Origin of the sequence: Latilactobacillus graminis DSM 20719, assembly GCF_001436415.1 — a bacterium.
Classification (GTDB): domain Bacteria; phylum Bacillota; class Bacilli; order Lactobacillales; family Lactobacillaceae; genus Latilactobacillus; species Latilactobacillus graminis.
Map to the genome: position 1 here is coordinate 1 of NZ_AYZB01000003.1, position 17451 is coordinate 17451.

Sequence of the window (17451 nt, forward strand, 5' to 3'; positions counted from 1 at the left end):
AGGGCGACCCTACACATTTGGTTTGTCGAAACTTTGTTCAGTTTTCAAAGGTCTACCTCGGATATAAATCGCTTGTCTACTGCGTTAGAAGTCCACAAGCAACAGAAAATATCTTATCATGCACAAAATTAAATGTCAATAATTATTTCAAACAATAATTATTCAATATTTTGCAACATTCTCATCTCTCGACGACATAAAATATCTTACCATCCTAGTAGGACAACGTCAATCATTAATTTCAAAAAATTAGGAATACTGTATAAATATTGAAAATCCAATTAAGATTAGCCAAACTTTCCGACTTATATTCGCCTTTGACTGTTCTTTATAATACTTTTAAGCTAAGCTTTATTCCACTTTTTTTAAAATCGGTATAGATAAAAAATGCTGCATTATTCTGCAACATTCTTATACTTAATAGAAATCTTCTAAATATTCATAGTCTAATAACCTAATTTTTCGCCCTTGTCGTTCAATTAAACCATCACTTTCCAAATGTTTCAACTTTCGTGATAAAGTTTCTGGTGTTGTTCCAATATAAGTAGCCAATTCTTTTAGCTTCATTGGAATTGTTACATGTGTTTCACCGTTCGCCTTTGTTAGATCAATTAAATACGTAACGATTCGCGATTCAATCGACTCAATATTGATTAGATTCGCCTGCTTTTCTAAACGAGCCATCTTATCAGTAATGGCTTCCAGCAATTTTAAGCTGATTGCTGGATAAGTCAACAGTAACTTCTGAAAGGCCGCCCGTGACAAGGTACAGATTACACTATCTTGTAAAGCTTCCCCGTACAACGGTTCATCTTGTGCCTTAAAAAGTAATTTCTCACCTTCAAAATCACCCGGTTCCATAATGCGCAATAGTTGTTCTTTACCAGCTGATGAAAGCTGATAAACCTTCACCTTACCCTGTGCTAGAATCACCAACCGTTTTTGATCGGTCGGGCTCATCACCAATGCACCCTTGCTAACTTGTTCATGGCGTGTGATTGCTGAGATTTTAACCAAACTATCTTGATCTAAATAACTAAAAATCGGTACTATTTCGGCACAAATATGTTGTTCAGCAACCACTTCAACCACTTCCTTCTATATTAATCGTCGTCTTCCTCTAAGCCTTCACGAGCATCTTTACCAAGTTGACTCTGCCATACGCGGATTTGGTGTTGTTGATATCCCATTAGCGCCACCATATCAGCCGCCAACGCGAACCGCTCTTCTTTTTGGGCTAGCTTGATTGCCCGTGAAACAAACAAGTTTGCTGTATTGAAATCAGTAATCAGCTCCGCAATCATCGCTGATATATCCCAATATTTAATCCGAGGATCTTCAGTCAACATCCCATACTCGGTGTACTCTGCTTGCGTCGTTGGGATCACTTCATCTTCGTCCAAAAGACGTTCGGCCGTCTTTTCCAACAGCATATCATTTTCCACCAATAATGTGGCTAATTGTGCCTTAAAATCTTGATTATTGCTTCCTTTAGCGTACCACTTCATTTGTTGTAATTTGCGCCGCTGAATGGTTAAGTTAGCCATAATATGGCCAGTCATCGCACCTGCGGTTGGTACATGATGATCGATATCCGCTTGTTTGATTTCCGCTTGATAGCGATGTTCAATTGATTCGTTTGTTAACATTTAATGATCCTCCTATTTCACTTTAAAGCTTTGCACGTTGTAACCTAAATCGGTCACCACTTGTGTCAGTTGCTCTGGATCGGTAACGAGCGCATCATATTCCGCTTTAACTTTGCTAGCATTAAAGAGAACTTTAACCGATTCGACTCCAGTTTGTTGACTAACACCTGCTTGAATTTTTTGCATACATGATGGACATGATAATTCATCCAATTGCATAACTAATTTTGCCATTTTAATAACCACCTTTTAATTGATTAACCTTATTATACTGCCTAGCAAATCGTTAAAAATTGATGACTGTCAATTTTTAACGTATTTTAAATCGCATTAAACGCATTGCGTTGAATATCACAGCTAAAATACTAATTTCATGCACAAACATTCCACTGGCCATCTGAACATAGCCTAAAATTAAGCCTAATAGAAGTAACACAACTGTCCCGACTGCAATGACAATATTTTGTACCGTATTACGGGCCGTCGCCTTGGCGAGGTAATCAGCGTATACGACTTCTGAAAGGGTTGAGCGCATCAACACAATATCCGACGTTTCAATTGCGACGTCTGTCCCCGACCCCATCGCAATCCCAATATTCGCTAAAGCCAGTGCGGGACTATCATTAATGCCATCACCAATAAAAGCAACTTTTTGACCTTGTGCCTGATAATCCTGAATGAAATCGACTTTCTCTGCCGGTAAAAGATTGGCATGAAACTCAGTAATTCCCACTTCATGTGCAATTGCGTTGGCCGCTTGTTCATTATCACCGGTTAACATGACTAGCTGTTTAATACCATTCTTTTTTAAACTGGCGATAGCAGTTTTTGCTTCCGGCTTAACTGTATCGGCAATCCCAATAATAAGCACAATTTGTTGCTCAACGGCGACTAACACCGTTGATTGACCAGCGATTTGGTTTTTCGTGACGGTTGCAGCTTGCTCATCTGTTAGTTGGAGACCTGCGTCAGTCATCAACTTCGCCCGACCAACACGGATTGTTTGACCATCAATCACCGCTTGCACCCCTAACCCCTTAAGCGTTTCAATATGCGTAACGGTTGGCAAATCATGCAACCCTTGTTCTCCTGCGTAGCGGCTAATCGCCTTACCCAAAGGATGATCTGATTGTGCTTCAACGGCAGCAGTACGCGCAAGCACTTCGCGCTGTGCTGGTGTATAAAATTTGACGTGTGATACTGCAGTATCACCTTTAGTTAACGTTCCTGTTTTATCAAAGACCACCGTGTCGATACCAGCCATTGTATTGACGACTTCGCCACCTTTTATCAGGACCCCATTTTTGGCGCCATTTCCAATACCCGCAACAATCGAAACTGGTGCGCCAATCACTAAAGCCCCAGGACAACCGAGCACAAGAATTGTAATAGCTAGTTTAAAATCATGGGTCATGAGGCCAATTATGACTGCCAATCCCAAAACAGCTGGCGTGTAATACGTCGCAAACCGATCAATAAATTTTTCCGCCGATGATTTACTGTCTTGGGCCTCTTCTACCAGTTCAACAATTTGGGCAAACGTCGTGTCATCTCCCACTTTTGCTGCCATAACAGTTAATGTCCCATTATCAACAAGCGTCCCGGAATAAACTGCATCTCCAATTTCTTTGGCGACCAACTGCGCTTCGCCTGTGATACTAGCTTCATTGACATAAGCGCGACCTCGGGTGACTTGTCCATCAACTGGTACCTGAGCGCCTGCTTTGACCAATATTTGTGCACCAATTGTAACTTCATCAACAGCAACTTCAGTTATGGTTCCATCTACATTCAATACTTGTGCTGTTTGAGGTGCCATTTCTGATAATGATCGAATCGATTCACGTGTTTTCCTCAATGTCCGTTGTTCAAGATAACTACCAAATAAAAAGAGGAACGTAACAATCGCCGATTCATTAAATTCACCAATAATAAATGCGCCAATCACGGCAATTGTCACTAATAAATCAATACTAATAACTTTTACTTTTAACGCTTGGTAAGCTTGCACAAAAATCGGTGCGATACCCAGTATAGAAGCCACCAATAATAAACCACGCATCACAATTGGTACCCCACCAAGCCATTGCCAACCATATGCGGCGGCAATCAGTATCCCAACAATTAAGGCAATTTGATTCTTAACGGATTGAATCCATCTTTGCAATTTCAATTAACAACCTTCTTTCCAAATACTTGATCATGCTTCCTATTATAAAAAGAAGGCCATCAAAAGAACTTGATGCGTGTCAAGTCCACAAAAAAAGATGACTCACTCGAGTCATCTTTTTAGATTACGCTTCAAAGCCGTTCTGGTCAGCAACTTGTTTAAACCAATACCCTGATTTCTTGATAGTCCGTTGACAATCATGGTCCAAATCGATTGCAATTAAGCCATACCGATTCTTGTAAGCATTCGTCCATGACCAGTTATCCATACATGTCCACATGTGATATCCCAGACAGTTGCTACCTTCTTGAAGTGCTTGGTACACGTATTTCAAATGATCCTGTACAAATTCAATCCGATAGTCATCTTCAATTTGGCCAGCTGGATTACGATACCGTTCCTCACCTTCAACCCCCATTCCGTTTTCAGAGATAAAGCAGGGCAGATTTCCATAGTTTTCACGAACGTTGGTTAAAATATCGTAAATCCCTCGTGCATAGATTTCCCAACCACGGTACGGATTAACTTTCTTACCTGGCATATCATAATTATCAAAGAAATCATCTGGCATCGGTCCATTGGTATGATCGATTGGTGTTTCCTTAGCTTTCACTCGTCGTGGTTGGTAATAATTAATTCCTAATAAATCTACAGTATTAGCTTTTATGAGCGCTAAATCGGTTGGTTGGTACGTTGGCAGTATTGCTAGATCTTTCAAAATCGCCACTAAATCTGCTGGAAATTCACCTTTTACCGCTGGATCTAAAAATGATCGATTGAAAAAAGCATCGGCAATTCGGGCCGCCTTCACATCCGCTGGATTCGTGGCATCTCTTGGATAACTGGGGGTTAAGTTGAGGATAATCCCAATTTGACCATCTAGGTTGAGCGCGTGATATTTTTGAATTGCTAACGCACTTGCTAATGTCTCATGATAACCAACTTGCACAGCATGGGCTAGGTTGACTTCAGCCGGATAGTGGAATTGATATAAGTATCCACCTTCCACTGGTACAATTGGTTCATTGTGCGTAAACCATTTTTTAACCCGATCACCGAACAGCTTAAAACACGTTTCTGCATAATGGCTGTAAGCGTCAACTGTCTCCCGGTTGCGCCAACCACCCTTTGCTTGGAGTGCTAGGGGCATGTCAAAGTGGTATAAATTCATAAATGGTTCAATGCCATTTGCAATTAGTTCATCGATATATACATTATAAAAATCAACCGCCTGTTGATTAATCGCCCCCGTACCTTGTGGAAACAACCGGCTCCATTGAATTGATGTTCGAAAACTATTGTGACCGGTTTGTTTCATTAGTTGGACGTCACTTTTGAATTGCTGATAAACATCCGAGGTGCGCCCTGGCCCCACTTGATTAAAAAATTTCTCTGGTGCTTGTTGATACCAATAGTCCCAAATATTATCACCCTTACCATCACCATCAGTGCGGCCTTCTGTTTGAGGACCACTGGCCGCTGAACCCCACCAAAAGTTTTGGGGAAAATTATAAAAAGTCATCACTAGCACTCCTTGTCGTTTGAATAATCTCAGTATATCAACTCCACTAATAAAAACCAACTCTTTTATTTAAATGTCTAGACTTTTTAAAAAAAGCGTGCTATATTTGGGATGTAATCGATTGCAAACACATTTAAAGGACGGTGCTCTACGTGAATACTTTTATGGACACGCTTAGCAAGAAAATCATGCCTTTTGCAAACAAACTGGGACAAAATCGTTACCTAACTGTTCTGCGAGACGCATTTATGCTTTCATTCCCATTGACAATGTTTGGCTCAATCATCGTCGTCATTACTAACCTGCCATTTTTCAACGATGCCACCAAAACAACCCTGACGCAACTGCTTGGTAACGGTCAAAACGCCACTATGTCAATTATGACAGTCTTCGTTACTTTCGGAATTGGTTATTATCTATCTAATTCTTATGATGTAGACGGTATTTTCGGCGGTGCAGTTGCATTCGCAAGTTTCCTAATTCTCACCCCATTTATGATGACTACCGATAAAGGCGTGGCAGTCAGCGGGGTTTTAAGTCTTGATCGTCTCGGTGCCAAAGGGATGTTTATCGGCATGATTGCCGCGTTTATCGCAACAGAAATTTACTGCCGAATTACTAAAAAAGGTTGGCAAATTAAAATGCCCGATGGTGTTCCACCTGCAGTTGCTAAATCATTTGCAGCCTTAATTCCCTCAATTTTAACGTTAACTATTTTCTTAGCCGTGCAGGCCGCTGTTACTGGATTGTTCCACGTTAACTTACACGACGTCATTTATGAAATTATTCAAAAACCATTAGTCGGATTAGGCGGCAGTCTACCAGCAACTTTAATTGCATTATTCTTCGTTCAATTGCTTTGGTTCTTTGGCCTTCACGGGCAAATTATCGTCAACTCTGTAATGGATCCCATCTGGAATACTTTGATGCTTGAAAACTTAGAAGCTTATAAAGCCGGTCATGCATTGCCACACATTGTTACCAAGCCATTTATGGAAACCTTCACCGTTGGTCTTGGTGGCTCTGGGATGACATTAGCAGTCGTCTTATTGATGGCCTTTGTCATGAAGAAAAAGCAATACCGAGATGTTGGTCGTTTAGCTTTGGCCCCAGCGGTCTTTAACGTTAACGAGCCAGTCATCTTTGGATTCCCGATTGTTTTGAATGCCACAATTTTCATTCCTTGGCTGATTGCTCCTTTGATTGTCACGGCAATTAACTACACCGTAATGGCCATTGGCTTAGTTCCTGCACCAACCGGGGTTTCCGTACCATGGACGGTGCCTATCTTCTTTAGTGGTATGCTCGCAACTAACTCAGTTCTCGGTGGAATCTTACAACTTGTAGATGTTGTGCTAGTTGGCCTCATCTGGTTCCCATTCATTAAACTACTTGATCGCCAAAAAGATCCATTAGCAAACTAAAGATTGTTTTACCCTGCTATTTCTACTAAACTATAAATAGAAAGCGGGGTATTTTTTTGCCAAAATACGAAGAAATTGCCAATATTATTCGACAACGGATTAAACAAGGACGCTACCCTGCCAATACGTTGTTACCCAATCAAACAGACTTAGTTCAAGAATTCAATGCCAGCCGAATGACCATTAAAAAAGCGATGACCATTCTCACGATGGAAGGCCTTGTACTATCACGGCGGGGAGCCGGCACAAAAGTATTAGATCATTCATTTTGGGACAAATCAACGGCCCCTGCAGACCAGTATCACGGGATGTCGCATGATTTAGCCGATATCGGCAAAACCCTTTCGAGTAAAATTATTATGTTCGAGGTTATTTTTCCAACTCCGGAAGTTAAGGCGCGTTTAATGCTTACTGAACAACAACCCGTCTATCAAATTATTCGCCTCCGGATTATCGATGGCATTAACAGTGTTTTGGAACACACCTACATGCCAGTAAGTCTTGTCCCTGGATTAACCGACGAAGTCCTCAAAAATTCAATCTACACGTATCTTAAAGAATCCCTGCATCTCACCTTTGCCGGAGCCTTTCGGAATATCCAAGCCGACAAAGCTGACGAATATGATCAAGCGTATCTCGATTGTGCACCGACTGACCCAGTCTTGGAAGTCGAACAAGTCGTCTATCTTGATAATGGTCAACCAATTGAATATTCTAAAAGTCGCAATCGTTATGATCGCCGCGGATATACTTTTTTAGACGTTAAAAATACCTAAACATACAAAAAAAGAGCCCGTTAGCTACATGCTAACGGGCTCTTTACTTACTTATTTTTCGACAGCTTGTAATTCTTGATTGTTATCAATCTGTGAACGACCAGCGTTGCCGATTTTTTGTAAATGATTCATCCCTAACCATAATAGAACTAATGCAACAACAATGATGGCCAAGAGAATCAAGAATGATTGCACAATCTGGCCTGAACCTAGCCCAGATGTAATGGCCTCTCTGAAGCCCAAGATTGAGTAGGTCATTGGCAAGAATGGATGGATGACATTATAGAAATGGTTCGTAATTTCCATTGGGAAGGTCCCACCTGAACCCCCTAATTGTAACATCAAAAGAACCATCGCGACAAATCGACCTGGATTGTCAAACGTCATTGATAAGAACATGATAATCGACATCGATGCAAGCGAGAAGGTGATCGACATTAAGAAAAATTCTCCTGGGTGATCGACCGACAAACCAGCAACCATCATCAATGCTGGTTCAATAATTGCCATTCCGGTAGCGACTAAAGCGCCCACCGTAATTTTACTTAAGAACCATGCTGTTGATGATTGACCAGTCATTGAGATCTTCCGAATTGGATAAGCAAAGTTGAAGACGATTGCGCCCACAAACAATGCCACTGAAAGAACATATGGTGCTAGAGCATGACCATAGTTTGGTACATAACTGTAATTTGCATGTTTTAATTCCGCAGGGGCAGCAAACATATCAGCAGTCTTATTCGTTAATTTAATATTATTGACCTGGTTAGCCCCCGATTTTAATGCAGATGCCAAAGTCTGATTACCATCAGTTAATTGACCAGCACCGTCAGTTAATTGACCAGAGTTATCGGTCAACTGATTAGTTCCGTTAGCTAACTGATCGACACCACTTGTTAACGTTGGAATTTGACCATTTAATTGACCAAGACCATTGTTCAAGGCTGTTGAACCAGTCGCTAATTGACCAACACCACTCGTTAATTGCGGCACTTGGGCATTTAAAGCACCAGTCCCAGCAGCAAGTGCAGACGAACCATTTGCTAATTGACTCACACCACCTGTTAAGGCAGGAATTTGACCATTTAATTGGTTTGTACCAGCAGCAAGTTGTGAACTACCTGAAACAAGTTGTCCATTCATACTTGTTAGCTTATTAGCCCCAGCTGCGGCTGTTGCAACACCGGTTGTATATTCGTTCAATCCTGTAACGATGGCTTGTGAGCCTGTTTCTAACTCACCAATTCCGGCATCTATTTGTTGGATACCCACTACTAATCCAGGGTTAGCACTATCTTGATAGTTTAAGCCTGTTTGAATTTGTTTTAAGTTAGAAAGCATTGATAATGAGCCGTTAACAGCTTTGGTTAACTTAGCATATTCATCAGCAGTTGGTTTTTGAGCGTCAATCTTAGCGTTAATACCACCAACAATTTGTTGTGCTTCGTCTTTAGCAGATACTTTAAGTTGTTCTGACAATTTGGCTTTAATGCCGGCTTCTTGTTGTGCCGTAAAGACAATTCCAGCTTGCTTTTCAGTATCAATGATGCCTTGTGCTTTTGCGTCGAAATCGGTCGTTGTAGCAACTTGATCTGGAATAGCATTCAAATCACTTTGTAAAGCTGGAATTGTAGCTTCTACCTGTGAAATGAGTCCATTGATTGATGAATATTGGGCCACAGCCTCGTTATATGTTGCTTCATTTTCAAATGTTGGATTCTCATTTAATTTCTTTTGCATAGTTTGTAAACCAGCAGAAATTTTTTGACTACCAGCTTTTAATGCTGTGACACCAGCAGGTAATCCACTAATTTCTTCATTTATTTTACTATTACTATCCGCCAATTTCTTCAAACCAGCATTTAAATCAGATGTCCCATTCGTATATCCTGTTACGCCCGCATTCAACTTATTGGCACCGTCGTTTAATTGGCCAGCACCTGATGCTAACGCACCTGTCTTACTGTTTAATGTTTGTAGACCAGCGTTTAATTGACTAGCACCATTATCTAATTGGCTTGCGCCTGATGCGAGTGCACCCGTCTTGCTATCTAATAATAGTAAGCCGTTGTTAAGTGTGTTTGAGCCATCAGCTAACTGCTTAACCCCGTCTGACAATGGGACAACGCTGGTTTTCATCGTCATGATACCATCGTTAACTTGGGCAACACCGGCTGTATAAACGTTCAAACCATCTGACAAGGTTACCGAGCCGTCCGTTAATTGTTTAGCACCCTTGGCAGCCGTACTGAACCCTTTACCGGCAGTTTTCACTTGTTTGAACATCACTTTAGCGTAAGCATTCGTGACAGTTTCCCGAACTTGGGTGTTCAATTCCTTAGCACCCATTTCACTAATTACTTCACCGATAAAATTCAATGAATCGTTAGTTTTGTATTGGATCTGCATCTTCTTAGGATTCTTGTCCAAAACCGTAGCAGCGTTAGCAGAGAAATTCTTCGGTAAGGTAACAACCGTATAGTATTCCTTATCTTTAAGTCCTTGTTGTGCTTTTTTAGCTGAAACAAAGCGCCAACCAAGTTGGTCATTTTTCTTTAATTCTTTAACCATATCGTCACCAGCGCTTAACGTTTCACCGTTGTAAGTGGCTGGTTGATCGTTATTAACAACAGCAACTGGCAGCTCACCAGTACTACCATATGGATCCCAGACAGACTTGAGGAAAAAGATACTATACAGGAATGGAATAAACACGATTGCGATTAACGAAATCATGATTAACCGATTCTTAGCAATGAACTTAAATTCATTTTGGATCATTTTCATGATAAAATCTCCCTTTTTCAAATAGCTTATTTAATCAATTACATTTAATATCCATGATAACTGAATTAGTTTAACCTTTTTCCGGCTAAAATTCAAGTCTTCTAGAGCAAACTATTCTTTATTCACAACTATTTTTAATTTAACAAAAAAAGAGTAATGATTAAAACTCATCATTACTCTTTTTAGATAATTTATTTTTAGAGGGTTGCCCCATTGCTAGCAATGACTTTCTGATACCAATCAAAAGAACGTTTCTTGTAACGATTGAGCGTCCCATGTCCAGCATCATCTAAATCGACATAGATAAAGCCATAGCGTTTCGACATTTGCCCAGTTGAGGCACTCACTAAATCGATACAACCCCAAGGCGTATAGCCCATCACATCAACACCATCGGCAATTGCTGAGCGCATCGCTTCAATATGTTCCCGTAAATAATCAATTCGATAGTCATCATTAACTTCATGCTGATCGTTAATTTGATCGATTGCACCTAACCCATTTTCGACGATGAATAGTGGCTTTTCATAGCGATTATATAATTCGTTAAGTGCGATTCTTAAACCGATCGGATCAATCTGCCAACCCCATTCACTAGCCTTTAAAAATGGATTCTTGACACCACCAATTAAATTACCTGATGCTAATTCAGCATCAGCCGCAGTTTCGTTAATCGTTGACGACATATAATAACTAAAGCCAATGTAATCAACCGGATTTTGTTTAAGTAATGCTAATTCTTCATCGGTCCAATCCAAATCATTGAATTCAAATCCAAAATGATTCATTAAGCGATTGGTATAAGCCGGATACTCACCACGCACTTGAACATCCCCACAAAAGAAGTTGAAATCTTGATTATGCTGCAAAGTTGCTAGTTGATTAACTGGATTGGCGTCATAGCTATAGGCCGTTGCATACAATATCATGCACCCAATCTGTAACTTTTCGTCTAATGCATGACCCATTTTTACTGCTAAGGCACTCGCCACAAATTGGTTATGCCATGCTTGATAAATATTTTGCATTTCATTAGCCCCATTTGCAGGAACCAATCCTTGACCCATTACTGGAAAATGAAACGCACTATTAATTTCATTAAAGGTCATCCAATATTTCACTTGTTTGTGATAACGTGTCAAAACAACATCAGCAAATCGTTCGTAAAACTTAATCAGTGCCTTATTTTTCCAACCACCGTAATGTTGTGCCAAATAAAGGGGCATTTCATAATGCGAAATGGTAATCACTGGCTCAATGTTGTATTTCAAACATTCTGCAATAAGCGCATCGTAAAATGCCAACCCCGCTTGATTGGGTTCCGTTTCATCCCCTTTTGGGAAAATTCGCGACCATGCAATTGAAAAACGATAGCATTTAAAGCCCATTTCAGCAAAGAGCGCGATGTCTTCCTTAAAACGATGATAATGATCAATCCCGTTGTGGTTCGGATAGGTATATTGTTTTTCATCCAATGTCCAATTGAAGTCAGGTTGGTTCACAATTTTGAAGCGCTCTGGGCCACCGGGTAAAGCGTCCGCAATTGATAAACCTTTGCCACCTTCTTGATAGCCGCCTTCTAGTTGATTAGCGGCTGTTGCGCCACCCCATAAAAAGCCTTTTGGAAATTCTGTCATTTAAATCAGCCTCCTTAAACAGTATAGATAACTGTATCTTGATTTGAAACAGTTGTCTTTTCACTTGGAACAACTTCTACAAATTCATTGGTGTTCGTAACAATCACTAAGGTTGTTGGATCATACCCAGCCGATTTAATCGCCTTAAAATCGACCGTCATCAACGGTTGGCCCTTTTTGATAACTTGCTGATCCGTAACATGCATCGTGAATGGCTTACCCTTTAATTCTACTGTATCTAACCCCACATGTACCAACAATTCGATTCCAGAATTACTGGTTAATCCAATCGCATGCTTCGTAGGAAAAATAGTTGTTACTTTACCATCAAATGGTGCATAGACTTGGTTATCTTGTGGAATAATGGCGACCCCTTCACCCAACATCTTTTGCGCAAAAGTTTCGTCATTCACACTTTCTAAGCCAATCAGCTCACCACTAATTGGACTGGCAACCCGTTTAGTGTCCTTAGCCCCTGATTCAATTGGCGTTTCAACTGGCACTGCTGGTGCTGATTCTGGTGCCACCACTTCTTCGTCAAATCCCAAAATATAGGTTAAGATAAACGTCAAAATAAATGCGACTACTAATACAATGATAGCATTGATTAAATTTTGCCCATCGGCGGGGTTAACAAACTGTGGCATCGCAATCACAGACGGTACTGCAAACGCAAATGATTTTAGATTAACAATTCCCATAAAAATTCCGGTTAATCCTCCTGAAATCATGGCTGCGTATAACGGCTTCTTCAATTTAAGGGTCACCCCATATAATGCCGGTTCAGTGACACCCGCTAATAACGCTGAAATACTTGCAGCACTGGCAACTTGACGAGTTGTTTTATTCTTAGTTTTAACAGCTACGGCAATACTTGCTGCGCCTTGGGCAATATTAGCGGCTAGCATTGCTGGTAAGATTAGCGTATCTGGTGAACTGATCGAAGCAGCTAGAAAAATCGGAGCAAACGCCCAGTGCATCCCAGTCATAACAATTAATGGCATAAATGCTGCCATCAAGCCCATTGCTAACCAGCCAGCTTTACCTTGAATGAAGAGGATAATATCTGAAAGTAATTTACCCGCGTAAGTGCCAATTGGTCCTACAATCACTAAAGCCAATACTCCCGAAATGAAAATCACTAATAACGGCTTTAAAATACTTTTGATTGAAGCCGGGCAAAACTTGTCAACGCCGCGTTCAATGTATTGCATCACCCAGACCATCATTAAGATCGGAATTACCGATGACGAATAAGTCGCTAAAGTCACTGGTAATCCCATGAAAGTCACACTCTTCCCCGCTGCGACCATTGCCGTAAAATTCGGGTGAATCATAATACCAGCAACTGTAATCGCAAGCATTGGGTTGACTTTAAAATACTTAGCAGCAGTAAAGGCTAACATCATGGATAAGAAATAAAATGGTGCATCACCAAAAGTACTTAACAACGTGTAAGTTTGACTTTTATCACTTAACCAACCGAACAATGGTAATAAAATCAAAATTACTTTAATCATTCCACCACCGATTAGCGCCGGAATTAATGGTGACATACATGACGAAATAAAATTAGCAAAACGATCAAAAAGATTCATTTTTTCAGTTGTTTCCGGAACCTCTTCCTCAACATCAAAGTGACCTAATTTCACTACTTCTTGATAATAATTGGCAACTTCATTGCCCATAATCACTTGATATTGGCCAGATTGATGATTAACTCCGATGACGCCGGGAATAACTTTAACAGCCTGATCGTCAACTTGCCCTTCATCTTTTAATCTGAATCGTAATCTTGTCATACAATGCGTTAATGAATTAATGTTGGCTTCACCACCAACCGCTTGATAAATTGATTTTGCAGTTTTTTGATAGTCCATTTTTATGCTCCTTTTCAATAAAAAAATGACCTGAATAGTCTGAATCAACTACTCCGGTCATGCTCCCATAGGATAACACCCTGTTTTATAAATTTTTAACGAGCCGCTTAATGTGCACCGTTAAATATAATAATTCCGTTCCACTAATTTCATAATGATACTTCTGATCAATAAAAGTTTTGACTTCCTCCGTACAACGGTAGGCATCTGCATAGCGTTTTTGTAATGTCTTCAACAAATCATCGTCTTCGTCATCGTAATGTTTTCCCAACAATAGCCGCTGTGCAAAAAATTTCAAATGTGTAATAAATCGATAATAATTCAAGGATGATTCATCAAACTCAGTATGATAATAAGCCTTGACGATTCCTTCAATTTCTTTAACGATATCTGTTATTTCATACGCTAAATTTTGATCCGCTGCCGTTTCTGATTCAGCATTCACAAAGTGTAACGCGATAAAGGCCATCTCGTCATCTGCGAGTTGTGTGCCTAATTCATTTTTAATCACTTCCACCGCTTTTTCACCGATCTCATATTCATCGGGATAGAAACGTTTAATATCCCATTTAAGCGGATTTCTCAAAATAACGCCCTCTTGGTACCGTCGAATGGCGGTGTGGATATGGTCCGTTAGATTGACATAAATAATATCACTAAATTTTTTGCCTAATTTAATTTTAGCAAAATTAATAATTTTTTCGGCGACCGAAATTTCAGACAAAGGCACATCAATCACTAGATCTGTAAATTTATTGAGGGTTTCCTTATCTTTTATGATGAAAGTTTTTTCAACTTTGTCCATATCAATCGGTTGGCCTTGTTTCTTACCAAATGCGATACCAGCACCCATCAATAGGACGTCAATCCCATTATGATTCGTTGAAATTGCTGTATTATTATTTAAAACGCGTTTAATTTCCATGAGATCCCACCTACAAAAAAAGACTCATTGTTAAATAGGATTGTCCTATCCATCAATCAGTCATGCTCAAAATTTTGATAACACCTTGCTTGATTCGTATTCAATTAACCCCCACACATGCTTACCATTATGTAATAACATTGTGGCTACGAGTATTAGAATAGCAGTCAATGTATCCGCTGTCAAGCTTATATCAATTAATTCCAGATAAAAAAAGACGATGTTCCCATCGTCTATCACCCTTATTTTACATCAATCTTTGTCATTCCACCCATATACGGTACCAATGGTGCTGGGATTGTGACACTGCCGTCTGCATTTTGATAGTTTTCCAAAATCGCAGCGACTGTGCGGCCAACCGCTAGACCTGAACCATTCAATGTATGAACCAAGTTGACATGCCCGTCTTCATCCCGGTAGCGGATTTGTGCGCGCCGTGCTTGGAAATCAGTGCAATCAGAACAGCTTGAAATTTCGCGGTAGGTGTTTTGAGCAGGTAACCAAACTTCAATATCATACGTCTTGGCTGATGTGAAGCTGGCATCGCCAGTTGCCAATGTAATGACATGATATGGTAATTTCAATGCTTTTAAAATATTTTCAGCATCAGCGGTCATTTTTTCTAGTTCTTTAAATGATTCTTCTGGTTTGGTAAATTTCACCATTTCAACTTTATTAAACTGGTGCATCCGAATCAAACCGCGGGTATCACGACCGGCACTGCCTGCTTCAGAACGGAAAGCCGGTGATAAGGCGGTGAAATAAATTGGTAATTGCGCGCCATCTAAGATTTCATCACGGTAGAAATTCGTCAATGGCACTTCAGCAGTTGGAATTAGGGTCATTGGTTCACCTTCATTAGTCATCGTGTAAACATCCTCGGTAAACTTAGGAAATTGACCAGTGCCAAACATCGATTCGTTATTCACCAGATATGGCGTAATCATTTCTTCGTAACCTTCTTGGGCATGTTGATCGAGCATGAAATTATATACAGCGCGTTCTAAGCGTGCACCGGCACCTTTGTAATAAACAAAGCGACTACCTGCAACTTTAGCAGCACGTTCAAAATCTAAGATACCTAATTTTTCGCCGATATCCCAGTGCGCTAAGGGTTCAAAATCAAATTCACGCGGTGTTGCCCACTGGCGTTCCTCACGACTGAAACTTTCGTCTGGGCCAACAGGCGCTGAGTCATCCGGAAAGTTTGGTAAGCGCACCAAAATATAGTTGACCTTTTCTTTTACTGTCGCTAGTTCACTATCCAAAGTCTTGATTTGCGTCCCCACATTTTTCATGGCAGCAATTTGTTCGGTAGCATCTTTTTTATTCCGCTTAGCAATGGCAATTGCTTCGGAAGCGGTATTCCGTTTTTTTCTTAATTCTTCAGTTTTGACAATCAACGCACGCCGTTGTTCGTCCAATGCGATAACCTCATCAATTTCTGTCGCTTGTACGCCACGGCTGGCTAGCTTATCCTTTGCCCATTGAACATTTTCACGGATGACTTTAATATCTAACATTGCACGCTCTCCTTTTAAAATGACTTTATTTAACAACAACCAAAAAAGTCTTCGCATCCCTCAATTGGGACGAAAAGACTTCAATTCGCGGTACCACCCAAGTTCACCCACTACAAATAATAGGTGCCCTCAATTACTGATAACGGCCAGGAACCGTGTAGCTCATCACTACCCACTATTGCGCTGGAATTTTGGACTCAATACCTTCCACCAACCGATATCTCTCTGTCAATCCAGATAGGCGCTTATTCACGTGTTTAATTCTTAAAATAAGAATACCGCATTTAACCTTTAAATTCAAACAACAATAACTGATTTTTGGTATTCACGGCTAAAATGGTCTGCCTATGTTTTGATTGTCTAAAATCTAAGATTGCTTTTTACCATAGAAATGCTAGAATATTTAAGTGATGTTTCGACGACAAAACACCATATATTGTATATCGATGCTACTTTAAATACATTTTATAGTCAAAAGAGGGAGATTGATGACATTGCTCGTACTTGCTGGCACAATTGGTGCAGGAAAAACTAGTTTAACCAAATATCTATCTGATCACTTAGGAACTGAAGCTTTTTATGAATCAGTCGATGATAATGAAGTATTACCCCTATTTTACAAGGATCCAACTAAATATGCTTTTTTACTGCAGATTTACTTTTTAAATAAACGATTTGCCAGTATCAAACAAGCCTATACAGACGATAATAACGTCTTGGACCGCTCCATCTTTGAAGATTCATTACTTTTCCACCTGAACGCTGATCTTGGTCGTGCCACGGACACTGAAGTGCGTGTTTATGACGAATTATTAGCTAACATGATGCAAGAATTACCCTTTGCTGCCCATAAGAAACGGCCCGATTTATTAATCCACGTGCGTGTGAGCTTCGAAACAATGCTCTCACGGATTCAAAAACGTGGCCGTTCTTACGAACAATTAGATGCTGATCCAACCCTCTACGACTATTACAAAGAATTAAACAGTCGTTACGATGCCTGGTACGAAGCCTACGATGAAAGTCCTAAGATGCAAATCGACGGTGACGTCCTCGATTTTGTTGAAAACGACGCTGATCGTCAAAAAGTTATCGAAATGATTGATGATCGAGTTAAAGAACTGAACTTACAACATTCTAAAACTATGTAATCAAAGA

At 40.2% G+C, this 17451-nt stretch carries 13 protein-coding genes; 3 read left to right on the top strand and 10 right to left on the bottom strand.

The window, feature by feature from the left end; translation table 11 throughout:
* Positions 1–417 precede the first annotated feature (417 nt).
* From FC90_RS01330 to FC90_RS01350, 5 genes are all read right to left on the bottom strand, one after another.
* On the bottom strand, positions 418–1083 hold the full coding sequence (locus FC90_RS01330; RefSeq protein WP_057907513.1) for a Crp/Fnr family transcriptional regulator: 666 nt from the start codon (positions 1081–1083) through the stop codon (positions 418–420).
* 20 nt (positions 1084–1103) lie between these two features.
* On the bottom strand, positions 1104–1649 hold the full coding sequence (locus tag FC90_RS01335) for a ferritin-like domain-containing protein (RefSeq protein ID WP_057907514.1): 546 nt from the start codon (positions 1647–1649) through the stop codon (positions 1104–1106).
* Between the two features lie 12 nt (positions 1650–1661).
* Complete coding sequence (locus FC90_RS01340; protein ID WP_057907515.1) at positions 1662–1883, bottom strand: heavy-metal-associated domain-containing protein; 222 nt, start codon at positions 1881–1883, stop codon at positions 1662–1664.
* A gap of 76 nt (positions 1884–1959) precedes the next feature.
* Positions 1960–3822: a heavy metal translocating P-type ATPase gene (locus FC90_RS01345; RefSeq protein ID WP_057907516.1), complete on the bottom strand. Its 1863-nt coding sequence runs from the start codon at positions 3820–3822 to the stop codon at positions 1960–1962.
* 121 nt (positions 3823–3943) lie between these two features.
* Positions 3944–5341: a glycoside hydrolase family 1 protein gene (locus tag FC90_RS01350; protein WP_057907517.1), complete on the bottom strand. Its 1398-nt coding sequence runs from the start codon at positions 5339–5341 to the stop codon at positions 3944–3946.
* 152 nt (positions 5342–5493) lie between these two features.
* Between FC90_RS01350 and celB the strand changes: the two genes are divergently transcribed.
* The gene (gene celB, locus FC90_RS01355; RefSeq protein ID WP_057907518.1) at positions 5494–6765 is read left to right on the top strand and encodes a PTS cellobiose transporter subunit IIC; all 1272 of its coding nucleotides are present in this window, start codon (positions 5494–5496) and stop codon (positions 6763–6765) included.
* 56 nt (positions 6766–6821) lie between these two features.
* Positions 6822–7541 (top strand): GntR family transcriptional regulator, encoded by a 720-nt coding sequence (locus tag FC90_RS01360; protein WP_057907519.1) that lies wholly within the window; start codon positions 6822–6824, stop codon positions 7539–7541.
* A gap of 51 nt (positions 7542–7592) precedes the next feature.
* On the opposite strand, the gene FC90_RS01365 is transcribed toward FC90_RS01360, so the two are convergent.
* The 5 genes from FC90_RS01365 to serS all read right to left on the bottom strand — a co-directional run bounded on the left by FC90_RS01365 (position 7593) and on the right by serS (position 16293).
* Positions 7593–10328, bottom strand: a complete 2736-nt coding sequence (locus FC90_RS01365; RefSeq protein ID WP_057907520.1) for a YhgE/Pip domain-containing protein — start codon at positions 10326–10328, stop codon at positions 7593–7595.
* Positions 10329–10525: 197 nt separating this feature from the next.
* Complete coding sequence (locus FC90_RS01370; protein ID WP_057907521.1) at positions 10526–11965, bottom strand: glycoside hydrolase family 1 protein; 1440 nt, start codon at positions 11963–11965, stop codon at positions 10526–10528.
* 14 nt (positions 11966–11979) lie between these two features.
* Positions 11980–13845, bottom strand: a complete 1866-nt coding sequence (locus tag FC90_RS01375) for a beta-glucoside-specific PTS transporter subunit IIABC (protein WP_057907522.1) — start codon at positions 13843–13845, stop codon at positions 11980–11982.
* 85 nt (positions 13846–13930) lie between these two features.
* On the bottom strand, positions 13931–14770 hold the full coding sequence (gene licT, locus FC90_RS01380; RefSeq protein ID WP_057907523.1) for a BglG family transcription antiterminator LicT: 840 nt from the start codon (positions 14768–14770) through the stop codon (positions 13931–13933).
* Positions 14771–15012: 242 nt separating this feature from the next.
* The gene (gene serS, locus FC90_RS01385) at positions 15013–16293 is read right to left on the bottom strand and encodes a serine--tRNA ligase (protein WP_057907524.1); all 1281 of its coding nucleotides are present in this window, start codon (positions 16291–16293) and stop codon (positions 15013–15015) included.
* A gap of 488 nt (positions 16294–16781) precedes the next feature.
* On the opposite strand from serS, the gene FC90_RS01390 reads away from it, so the two are divergent.
* Positions 16782–17444, top strand: a complete 663-nt coding sequence (locus tag FC90_RS01390; protein WP_057907525.1) for a deoxynucleoside kinase — start codon at positions 16782–16784, stop codon at positions 17442–17444.
* Positions 17445–17451: the final 7 nt, after the last annotated feature.

Bases quoted from the DNA above. Each gene is read 5' to 3' on its own strand.
- FC90_RS01335 (WP_057907514.1), bottom strand. From the start codon at position 1,649: ATGTTAACAAACGAATCAATTGAACATCGCTATCAAGCGGAAATCAAA.
- FC90_RS01340 (WP_057907515.1), bottom strand. From the start codon at position 1,883: ATGGCAAAATTAGTTATGCAATTGGATGAATTATCATGTCCATCATGT.
- FC90_RS01350 (WP_057907517.1), bottom strand. From the start codon at position 5,341: ATGACTTTTTATAATTTTCCCCAAAACTTTTGGTGGGGTTCAGCGGCC.
- FC90_RS01365 (WP_057907520.1), bottom strand. From the start codon at position 10,328: ATGAAAATGATCCAAAATGAATTTAAGTTCATTGCTAAGAATCGGTTA.
- FC90_RS01370 (WP_057907521.1), bottom strand. From the start codon at position 11,965: ATGACAGAATTTCCAAAAGGCTTTTTATGGGGTGGCGCAACAGCCGCT.
- FC90_RS01375 (WP_057907522.1), bottom strand. From the start codon at position 13,845: ATGGACTATCAAAAAACTGCAAAATCAATTTATCAAGCGGTTGGTGGT.
- licT (WP_057907523.1), bottom strand. From the start codon at position 14,770: ATGGAAATTAAACGCGTTTTAAATAATAATACAGCAATTTCAACGAAT.
- serS (WP_057907524.1), bottom strand. From the start codon at position 16,293: ATGTTAGATATTAAAGTCATCCGTGAAAATGTTCAATGGGCAAAGGAT.
- FC90_RS01390 (WP_057907525.1), top strand. From the start codon at position 16,782: ATGACATTGCTCGTACTTGCTGGCACAATTGGTGCAGGAAAAACTAGT.